This is a genomic window from Shewanella hanedai, from assembly GCF_007197645.1.
Classification (GTDB): domain Bacteria; phylum Pseudomonadota; class Gammaproteobacteria; order Enterobacterales; family Shewanellaceae; genus Shewanella; species Shewanella hanedai.
On record NZ_VKGK01000022.1, the window covers coordinates 100686 to 110565 of the forward strand.

Here is a 9880-nt window from a genome sequence, read left to right on the forward strand (position 1 = left end):
CTTCAATTTTAATCCTTAGTGACATCCAATAACAGCAAAAGCTCTCTATATACGCAAACTAGTTCAAAGTGCTTTATATTTCACACTCAGTTCTAGCTTAGAGATTAAATAGCTACCAGCATGGAAAACCCCATGAAACGACTAATTTTACTCGCTTTAATGACATTTAGTTGCTCCATATTTTCGGATACTCTTACGTTGAAGTCAGGACATCCGGATTCTTATGTCGTTATTAAGGGCGATACACTTTGGGACATCTCTGAAAATTTTCTTAATGATCCTTGGCGTTGGCCAAAATTGTGGGGCGTTAATCCTCAAATAGCTAACCCTCATCTTATCTACCCGGGCGATCGTTTAACATTAGTGTTTATTGACGGTGAGCCAAGATTAGTTTTAAAGCCTCATAAACGTAAGAGTCCCGCAGGTCGAATTCACGCTAAAGGTGATGCCATACCAGCCATTGATCTGTCTTTGATTAGCCCTTACCTTGTTCAAAACAGAGTCGTCGATGGCGATTGGTTCGATGATCAGCCTATGGTGTTGGGTGGAGAAAGTGAATCCAGACATCATATTATTGGTGATGTACTCTATATTCAAAGCGAACTCACTGTCGGTGACAAATTTGGCGTTTACTCTGAGGGACGTGAGTTTGTCAGTAAAGATGAGGGAGATCTTCTTGGCCAAGAAGTGGTGTTAACTGCAAGTGGTCGAGTGATTGAATCAGGTCCTATCTCTAAAATTAAACTACTGAGCAATTTTAGAGAGACCAAAGCTGGATACCGTATTTTACCAATCGAAGACGATTCGCTTCTCTCTGCTTACTTTATGCCAAAGCCGGCAACGTTGCAGGAGTCTGCATCGATACTCGCATCTGAAAAGCACTTAAGAGAGATGGGTAAACTCGATGTTGTCTATCTCGATAAAGGGGAGGATGACGGCGTTGAATCTGGTCATGTATTCTCTATTTACCGCGACGGTATCGACATAGTCGTCAATGGTGATGGCGTGCCAGTATTACCTAATGAGCGAAGCAGTTACGAAGATCTGATTAGTAGCGTCTCTTCTGATAATGCGATTAAGATGCCCGATATCTATCGTGGTCGATTAATGGTGTTTAAAGTGTTCGAGAAGACAAGTCTAGGTCTCATCATGGCAAATGAAAAAACGGTTCGAGTGGATGACAAGTTAATTCAACCTGATTCTTTGAATTTGCTAAGAAGCTTTGCCGATTAATAACATATAGTTTCACTGAACTCGACACTTAGAGTTCTGTTTACCCAAGGGGGATTATATAACTGACACACTGGTCGACTGGCTAGTTGTTAATGCCGTCTCCGGGCTTGGACCAGCTCGGATCCAACAGCTACTCACCTACATGGATGTAGAGCAACTTAGGCAGATGTTAGAGCATGAAAAGCATGCACTACCTCTGCCAGAGAGTCTGCTTAAGCGCGAGCTTGTTCCTAATTTTACTTTGGTTGAAGCTGCTTTAGAGTGGCAAGAGTCGGCAGATAATCACTCCATTATCTGTTTCGACGATCCTAATTATCCCAATCTCTTAAAGCAAATTCCTTCGCCACCGCCTATTTTATTTGTTAAAGGCGAGCTGGGCGCATTGTATCCACCCAGTATCGCCATTGTTGGCAGTAGAGCAGCTTCTAGAGCTGGTTTACAGCTTGCCTATGAGTTTGGTAAAGAACTCGGTGGGCTATCGCTTGCCGTTTGCAGCGGGATGGCTGCGGGGATTGATGGTTCAGCGCATCAAGGGTGTATCGACAGTGGTGGAAAGACTTTGGCCGTCTTAGGGACAGGGGTCGATGTTATTTACCCTAAGCGGCACCGTAAAATATATGAAAGTATTCAAACCAATGGTGCCATTATTAGTGAATTCTGGCCTGGTACTCAGCCTTTTTCTGGTAACTTTCCGAAACGTAATCGTATTATCAGCGGTCTGTCTCTAGGTACCTTGGTGGTTGAAGCTTGCAGGAAAAGCGGTTCGTTAATCACGGCAAGATTGGCCGTTGAGCAGGGCAGAGAGGTTTTTGCGATTCCAGGCAGTATATTGGCTAATAATAGCCAAGGTTGCCATGACTTGATTAAAGATGGAGCAAAACTTGTCGAGAATGTGGCCGATATAATAGAGGAAGTATCAGCTTTATGTGATTTTCACCTTGAAGAACTGAAAAACAGTCACCATATAGGGGAAGAGAACGCTTCTGATTTGCCATTTGCCTCACTGTTAGCTAGTGTTGGATATGAGGCCACTGCAATTGATGTTGTGGTTGAGCATAGTGGAAAAGCCATAGAGTTAGTATTAGAGCAAATGCTTGAACTTGAGTTACAAGGTTGGGTCGCTGTAGTACCCGGTGGTTATGTAAGAATAAAGAGGAGCTAGCCATGTTTGATATCCTCATGTATCTGTTTGAAAACTATGTTCACAGTGAAGTTGAGTTTCTCGTGGATGAAGATGAGTTAACACAAGAGTTAACGCGTGCTGGGTTTCACCAGTCCGAAATTATCAAGGCCTTGTCTTGGCTTGAAAATTTAGCTGAGTTGCAGGAAGGGGATAAGCCCTATTTGTGCAACCATGCTCAACACTCTTTCAGAATTTACACTCAAGATGAGATGGATAAGCTTGATGTTGAGTGTCGCGGTTTTATTCTGTTTCTGGAACAGGTTGAAGTATTGAGTGTAGTGACTCGTGAGATGGTTATCGATCGCGTTATGGAACTGGATGAAACGGTTCTTATTCTCGAAGATCTTAAGTGGGTTGTGCTTATGGTGCTATTTAATGTGCCGGGTAATGAGTCAGCCTATGAGCAGATGGAAGATCTTATTTTCGAGCAGCCTGATGGTAGACTTCACTCGTAGTGAACCGCATATTTTTGCGAAAAAGAAAGGAGGCTAAGCCTCCTTTTTTGTACATGGATGTACTTCCCTGAACGCATGGGTGCCAGATGTTCCCTACATCTGTAGCACATTTCCACACATCCATGTGGGTCATAGCGTTTGAAGGGATTTGTGTCTAAAACTCATCGTCGTCTAAACACTTCCCCCTCCAAGATTAAAATCACTTAGTAGTGCAGATGCTTCTCATCCAGTGTTAAGTGAGTTGGCTTTAAGTACTCTCGGTAACTGTATCTGTTTTGCTTGTGAAGGGTAGGTTTAGCCTCTTCTGCATCATCAAACTGTTCGACTTGCGTGTTGAGCCAATCTGAAAACGGTTGTTGATGTTGCGTCAAATCGGCTAACAGAAGCTCATAGCCTTCAAAGTAGTCCGTCTTTAGATACTTGCTTAACTGTACGAAATCACTGTGATGATGCTCAGCTAAGAACCGCACCGCCATATAACTCCATTTGTAAGTTCTGTCTTGACCATCTTTATATTCGGTGGCGAAGATTTCTTTTAGTGACGGCGCTTTATCAATATCACGCTTAATAACTTTAAGCGTACTTGGGTTTGAATCTCCTTTAGAGATGTATTCGGCTAACCCTTCAGACCACCACACCATTTTCGATGGGAAATGTCCGAAACCACCATATTTTGCAAAGTGACCATCCAGATAGTGAACATACTCGTGGTTTAAATTCCAAATGGCGAACTCTGGTTGGATCCAAAACTGCCGATATGCAAAGAAGGTTGCCTGATTACCTGGTTTAGAGGGCGTGCCCTCGATGTACATGCCACCATTATCAGTGCTTATGTCGAATAGTAGTTGGCCATAAGCATTATATTGGCTCCAGTTTTTAAAGGCGACGACCCGTAACGCAGTATTGAAATCATTGGGAGTTGCTTGATTTCCGGTTTCAAGAATCTGGTGGAAGCTCGCTTCCTGTGACGTTAATTTAGAGCAACTGAGTGCCAGCTCATCTTCGTTCAGGTCTTGAGCCAAGATAAACAGGCTATCGGAGCAAGGATGATTAATGGGTAAAATGTCAGTCAGTGCTGGAATACGACAAACATCGTTGTTCTGTTCACAACTCTTTTTCCCTGCAAAGGCGTTGACATGAAAGCCTAAGGTATAGGTGTCTTTGGCATTATCTCCTCTTGCGGCGATGTCCGTTCTCGCTATATCGGCAACAGCCGTGTCGATATAACTTTTTGCAACGGTCGGTTCATCATTTTCACTTGCTGGCAAAGTTAAGCGGTAGAGTCCCAACGCCCAGTACGCATTAGCCTTTGGCCAATCGTTAGCCTCTCTTATGCTATTTGGCGATTCAGCAAAATTCAGCAATGGTTTAGCTAAATCCAATGCAATGATTTGCTTGTTTAATTCGCCATCGGTATCTTTTCTTGCACTGTTAAATAGCATGCCATAGGCCCTGAGCGTTTCCCAAAGCCCATAATCATTAGCTGTGCTAGTATCACTGCTTGCAAGCGAGTTAAGCTGACTTTCGAGCTGAGGAGTCAGTGTTGCTAAGTGCTTGGCGCGGTCATTATCGCTATAGTAACGATATAGAGTGACGGCGAAATGCTCTTGTAAGCGAGCTGACAGACTAAAAAATGGCTTAGCTGTGAGTTGGGATAAACCAAAAGTCAGCGTATTGATACTGTCGCTATCGAGCGTATCTACAGGGCCAAAATAGCTAAAGGCACGAAGATAGTAGAGGAGTTTGTCGGCTTGTTGCACATTTTCTACTGAAGCTAGTGATAATCCGACCTGTTCGAACATTGCTTTAGTTAACAACGGGCTACTTGCATCAAATAGCAATGATTCAGTTGCCTGTGTGACGATATCTATCTGAGTTTGATCTAAGCTTAGGTCTGGGGTTGAGCTGCAGCCTGAAAGTCCGATAAAAGTGAGGGCAATGATAGAACGATGAAACATAATAACCCCTTATTTTTTGGATATAATATACATAGGTGTTGTGAATATAACCAGTAATAAGAGAGTGTTTCCCAGCACTGCCATAGCTTGGTAAAATATGACCATATAAGGTAATTGAGATAAGCATGTCTAAGATCGATCAACAGCTATTTAGCTCCCATGAGCATGCACTGGAAAAAGAGTATGAACTCTGTCCTAAGTGCGGCAGTGAGCTATCAGTGAAAAACAGCAAACATGGTGGTTTCATTGGCTGTAATAATTATCCCAATTGTGACTACACCAGACCATTGGTTCAGCACGAGTCGATAGAGACTCAAGTGATTGATGGGTCATCTTGTCCTGAGTGTGGCAATGAGTTGGCCGTTAAGTCTGGGCGGTTTGGCATCTTTATCGGTTGTACTCACTATCCCGAATGCAAACATATTGAAAAGCATGATCAAGAGGAAGCGGGTCACGAAATTCCCTGTCCTATTTGTAAAAAAGGTCATGTTGAACATAGAACTAGCCGTTTCGGTAAGACTTTTTATGCTTGTAGCGGATACCCTAAGTGCAAATTCCTCGTTAACTACCCACCTGTAAACGAAGCTTGCCCTGACTGCGGTTTCGGTATTTTAGTTGAGCGAAAAGGTGCTGCTGGTGGACGGGTTGAATGTCCGCAAAAACAGTGCAAGTACAAGCGAGCTATATAGCAAGAGGCTTACTCTGTATAATCTTTCTTTTTTTGGATTAGATGAAAGTCACAGTCGATTGATTAATTTAAGGTTTTTCTATGTTAGAACAAACGCCTGCTGAAGTTAAACAGGTTATAGAGAAAGGTGGGGTAATTGCTTACCCCACTGAAGCAGTATATGGATTAGGCTGTGATCCCGATAATGACGTCGCTATTACTCATTTATTATCATTAAAGAATCGGCCTTGGGAGAAAGGACTGATACTCGTGGCGAGCAATTATCAACAACTGCTCCCGTATATTGACGACGCTAAGCTTACTGAAGCGCAACTTGAACGTGTATTTAGTAAATGGCCTGGGCCGTTTACCTTTATCATGCCGATTAAACCCGGTATCTCTCATCTGCTTTGTGGCAGTTTTAATTCGCTTGCGGTGAGAGTGTCCTCTCATCCAACGATTCAGGCGATCTGTCAGCAGCTAGGGAAACCATTGGTCTCTACCAGTGCAAATCATTCAGGTGAAGAACCTGCAATGAGTCGAGATGATATTCTTGCTACGTTTGAAGGTGAGATAGACGCATTGGTAGCAGGCTCTTTGGGAGCACAAAGAAAACCCTCCACGATAATAGATGCCATCAGCGGCAGCATATTACGTTAGTAAATAAAATTAATAATTAAAAAAGGGAAACATCATGTCTGTGCCAGACACCAGTGTCGTAAAAGCGTTTTTACTCGATCTTCAACAGCGGATTTGTGATGGTCTGGAACAGCTAGACGGGGAAGGAAAGTTTAAAGCCGACTCTTGGAAACGAGCTGAGGGCGGTGGCGGCACTAGCCGTGTATTAACTCAGGGGAAAGTATTCGAGCAGGCCGGTGTCAACTTCTCTCATGTTACTGGGGCTTCGATGCCTGCTTCTGCGACGGCTCACAGGCCAGAGCTGGCTGGGCGTAGTTTCGAAGCCATGGGGGTCTCTTTAGTCATACACCCTAATAATCCTTACATCCCGACAACGCATGCCAATGTTCGTTTTTTTATTGCGCAAAAAGAGGGCGCGGATCCTGTGTGGTGGTTTGGCGGTGGATTCGATTTAACCCCTTACTACCCATTTGAAGAAGATGTGATTGAATGGCATCAACACGCTCATGACTTATGTCATCCGTTTGGTGAAGAGGTTTATCCGAAGTACAAGAAGTGGTGTGATGAGTATTTCTATCTGCCCCATAGAGACGAGACTCGTGGTGTTGGTGGCCTATTCTTTGATGATCTCAATGCAGAAGGCTTTGAAACGAGTTTTGCTTTTATGCAAGCCGTGGGTAATGGGTTCTTAAGTTCTTATGCCCCAATTGTTGAGCGTCGCAAAGAAACTGAGTACGGTGAGAAAGAGCGTGATTTCCAACTCTATCGTCGTGGTCGTTATGTGGAGTTTAATTTAGTGTACGACAGAGGCACACTATTTGGTTTGCAAACCGGTGGACGAACCGAGTCCATTTTGATGTCAATGCCGCCACTAGTACGTTGGGAATACATGTACACACCAGAAGAAAAATCGCCTGAAGCTTTACTATATACCGACTTCTTAACACCTAAAGATTGGCTGTGTTTGAATAAATAGCAGTAGCAGGTTTTGTCATAGACATTGAGTCACTATCTCGATTCTAATGTCTATGATCTATTCACGTCTCATTCACTGCTTAGAATAACCAAACTATCGTATATTTTGCTATTGGTTACGCATATTGTCTGCAAGAATGCTGATAGCTTGATAGATGGCGGTTTGATGCTCTGAATTACTCACCTCTATCTCAATGGCATTCTTCATACAGAACAACCATTGATCCCTCATCTCTTCATCTATTTTGAATGCTATATGGCGAGCCCTTAATGCAGGATGTCCATATTTTTTCTCGAATAACCCTGGTCCGCCTAACCACCCGCTAAGAAATTCAAATAACTTCTGTTCTGATGCAGCTATTGGCGCTTGATGAATTGAAAGTAGCTTGCTGGCACGACCATGTTTCTGCATCTGTAGATAAAATTGATGAGCTAAAGCACGTATCACAGGTTCGCCACCGATAAGATCATAGGCATTAGATTGTGCAGGATCTCTGGATTGCTCCACTTCTTGTGCTGAGTCAGATGTGTTTCGAAAAATGCTTTTAAACCAATTCATCATAGAAATTTGATAAGGGAAGATATTTGCAGTGATTATATACATATACCCAAGCCTCTTGGAAATTCAGGTTTCGGTGAGTAAAAATCATTTAACGATGTTGGAGCAAGTATCCCTAAGTGACAAGAGTTTACGTCTAGCAACTGTATGAGTAGACTGACAGTTCACCTGCACGTCAGATAAACATAGAGAAGAGTCATGACCGATAGATATGCCGTTTTTGGAAATCCGATCGCCCACAGTAAATCACCTCTTATCCATGGGATTTTTGCGGATGAAACTGAGCAGCTATTGGAGTATGAAGCCATTCTTGCGCCAAAAGAGGATTTTGAGGCCAGTTTGAAACAGTTTTGGAGTCAAAATGGCAAAGGGGCTAACGTAACGGTTCCCTTTAAAGAGCGTGCATTTAGTCTATGTGACGAATTGAGTGAAGAGGCAAGATTAGCTGGAGCCGTTAATACCTTAACATTACTCGATAGTGGCAAAGTCCGTGGTGATAATACCGATGGCTTAGGGCTGGTCGCTGATTTAGCCAGAAACATATCGGGTTTGAAGGGAAAGCGAGTATTACTTCTTGGTGCTGGTGGTGCTGCAAGAGGGTCTGTATTGCCACTTTTGAATGTGGGCTTACAGGTATATATTCATAATCGGACAGAAGAGAAAGCGAAGACTCTGGCTGAAATCTTCACTTCTTATGGTGATGTAAAAGCAGTAACTACTTCAGAACTCCTAGCACCATTCGATATCATCATTAACTCAACATCTTCTAGCCTTAACGGTGACGTGCCACAAATCCCAACGGTTGTCGTTGGTGCAAATACCGCTTGTTACGACATGATGTACAGTAAAGAGATAACGTCCTTTAACCGTTGGGCAATAGAACTCGGTGCATCTCAAGTTATTGATGGCTTAGGTATGCTGGTTGGGCAGGCTGCAAAAAGCTTTGAATTATGGCGTGGTGTTACTCCTGAAGTTAACACCACGATTAAAGTGCTAAGAGAGAAGATCGCAAGCGAATGAACCAGAGTATTTTATTTCCAGATCTACAAGAGTGGGATCAAGAGCTACAACAAATTCATTTCCCCGTCCAAGTTCAAGGGGTGAATATTAAGTGCAGAGTTAGCTTGCCACGTTTAGCTCAGTTAGAAGGTCGGACTATCCAAGATAAAGAAGATGCACTGAAGGCGTTTGATGCCTACCGTTTCGACATTGAAGATGAAATCGAAACGCTCATCGAACAAGATATGTTTGATGAGCAAGGAGGTGTTAGCTGGTTATAGTGACTGCTCTGCTAGGTATTCATTTTTCAGTCTGACATAGTTGTCAGCAGATTCTGGCAAGAAGGCTAACTCTGCTTCTGTCAGTGCTCGGCTCTGCTTAGCTGGGCTTCCTACATATAGGTAACCACTTTTCAATACCTTTCCTGGCGGCACAAGTGAACCAGCACCCAAGATAATGTCATCCTCTAGGATGGCGCCATCCAATATAATGGCCCCCATACCAACAAGAATACGGTTGCCAACAATACAGCCATGTAGCATCGCTTTATGCCCAATGGTGACATCATCACCAATGAGTAAAGGGTTGCCATCGGGTTTAGCCTTAGATTTACGGGTAACATGAAGCACCGCACCATCTTGTACATTTGTGCGTTTACCAATTCTTATATGGTTAACATCACCTCTGGCTGCAACTAAAGGCCAAATACTCGAATCATCATCTAGGTTAATGTCACCTATAAGTACGCAAGCTTCGTCTATGTAGACATCTTTGTGAAGTTTAGGGGTTATTCCCTTATAAGATCTGAGAGAGCTAGGCATGGAAAAGTCCTTAAAATGCTAATTTGCACATTATAAAGAGTAAAAAGTGACTAGTCAGGGTGTTTTATCATCAAACAGTACCAAAAGCGTGTTTTTATCGATAAAAGCCCTTGCGCTCATTCTAAAACTCCCTATAATTCGCTCCCACTGACACGGCACAGCAGGCCAACTACTTAGGTAGTACGGGACTTGCAGCGGTGTTAGAGAATCGAAACTCCTCGGAGATTTGATTCAGGTGACAACCGCTTTATAAGCTTCGAGTCTGACTTCTGATTAAGAAATCACCACTCGAAAAACTTGATAAAATAAGCGCTTGACGCCGACACTGGAGAGTGTAGAATACGCCTCCTCAAGCCAACGACCTAGCGTCTAACGGCAGCATCTGAAAGAT

Annotated in this window: 11 protein-coding genes; 8 read left to right on the forward strand and 3 right to left on the reverse strand. The window is 43.2% G+C overall.

What is annotated here, in order from left to right; translation table 11 throughout:
• The first annotated feature begins 120 nt into the window (after nt 1–120).
• From FN961_RS17180 to FN961_RS17190, 3 genes are all read left to right on the forward strand, one after another.
• On the forward strand, nt 121–1233 hold the full coding sequence (locus tag FN961_RS17180; protein ID WP_144041408.1) for a LysM peptidoglycan-binding domain-containing protein: 1113 nt from the start codon (nt 121–123) through the stop codon (nt 1231–1233).
• 142 nt (nt 1234–1375) lie between these two features.
• Nucleotides 1376–2395, forward strand: a complete 1020-nt coding sequence (gene dprA / locus FN961_RS17185) for a DNA-processing protein DprA (protein ID WP_144041409.1) — start codon at nt 1376–1378, stop codon at nt 2393–2395.
• 2 nt (nt 2396–2397) lie between these two features.
• Nucleotides 2398–2871, forward strand: coding sequence for a DUF494 family protein (locus FN961_RS17190; RefSeq protein WP_144041410.1), 474 nt, complete (start codon nt 2398–2400; stop codon nt 2869–2871).
• A gap of 203 nt (nt 2872–3074) precedes the next feature.
• Here FN961_RS17190 and FN961_RS17195 read toward each other — a convergent pair whose 3' ends face one another.
• Entirely contained in the window at nt 3075–4829 is a 1755-nt protein-coding gene (locus FN961_RS17195; protein ID WP_144041411.1) for a collagenase, read from the reverse strand.
• Nucleotides 4830–4954: 125 nt separating this feature from the next.
• On the opposite strand from FN961_RS17195, the gene FN961_RS17200 reads away from it, so the two are divergent.
• The 3 genes from FN961_RS17200 to hemF all read left to right on the forward strand — a co-directional run bounded on the left by FN961_RS17200 (nt 4955) and on the right by hemF (nt 7111).
• Nucleotides 4955–5518 (forward strand): DNA topoisomerase family protein, encoded by a 564-nt coding sequence (locus FN961_RS17200; RefSeq protein WP_144041412.1) that lies wholly within the window; start codon nt 4955–4957, stop codon nt 5516–5518.
• A gap of 80 nt (nt 5519–5598) precedes the next feature.
• The gene (gene tsaC, locus FN961_RS17205) at nt 5599–6156 is read left to right on the forward strand and encodes an L-threonylcarbamoyladenylate synthase type 1 TsaC (RefSeq protein ID WP_144041413.1); all 558 of its coding nucleotides are present in this window, start codon (nt 5599–5601) and stop codon (nt 6154–6156) included.
• A gap of 34 nt (nt 6157–6190) precedes the next feature.
• On the forward strand, nt 6191–7111 hold the full coding sequence (hemF, locus tag FN961_RS17210) for an oxygen-dependent coproporphyrinogen oxidase (protein ID WP_144041414.1): 921 nt from the start codon (nt 6191–6193) through the stop codon (nt 7109–7111).
• A 108-nt stretch (nt 7112–7219) separates the two neighbouring features.
• Here the strand turns inward: hemF and FN961_RS17215 are convergent, their stop codons facing one another.
• Complete coding sequence (locus FN961_RS17215; RefSeq protein ID WP_144041423.1) at nt 7220–7669, reverse strand: group II truncated hemoglobin; 450 nt, start codon at nt 7667–7669, stop codon at nt 7220–7222.
• A 198-nt stretch (nt 7670–7867) separates the two neighbouring features.
• Between FN961_RS17215 and aroE the strand changes: the two genes are divergently transcribed.
• On the forward strand, nt 7868–8689 hold the full coding sequence (gene aroE / locus FN961_RS17220; protein ID WP_144041415.1) for a shikimate dehydrogenase: 822 nt from the start codon (nt 7868–7870) through the stop codon (nt 8687–8689).
• On the forward strand, nt 8686–8949 hold the full coding sequence (locus FN961_RS17225; protein WP_144041416.1) for a DUF1488 family protein: 264 nt from the start codon (nt 8686–8688) through the stop codon (nt 8947–8949). Before aroE ends, FN961_RS17225 begins: the two co-directional genes overlap by 4 nt.
• On the opposite strand, the gene FN961_RS17230 is transcribed toward FN961_RS17225, so the two are convergent.
• Complete coding sequence (locus FN961_RS17230; protein ID WP_144041417.1) at nt 8944–9489, reverse strand: gamma carbonic anhydrase family protein; 546 nt, start codon at nt 9487–9489, stop codon at nt 8944–8946. The genes FN961_RS17225 and FN961_RS17230 overlap by 6 nt on opposite strands.
• Nucleotides 9490–9880 lie beyond the last annotated feature (391 nt).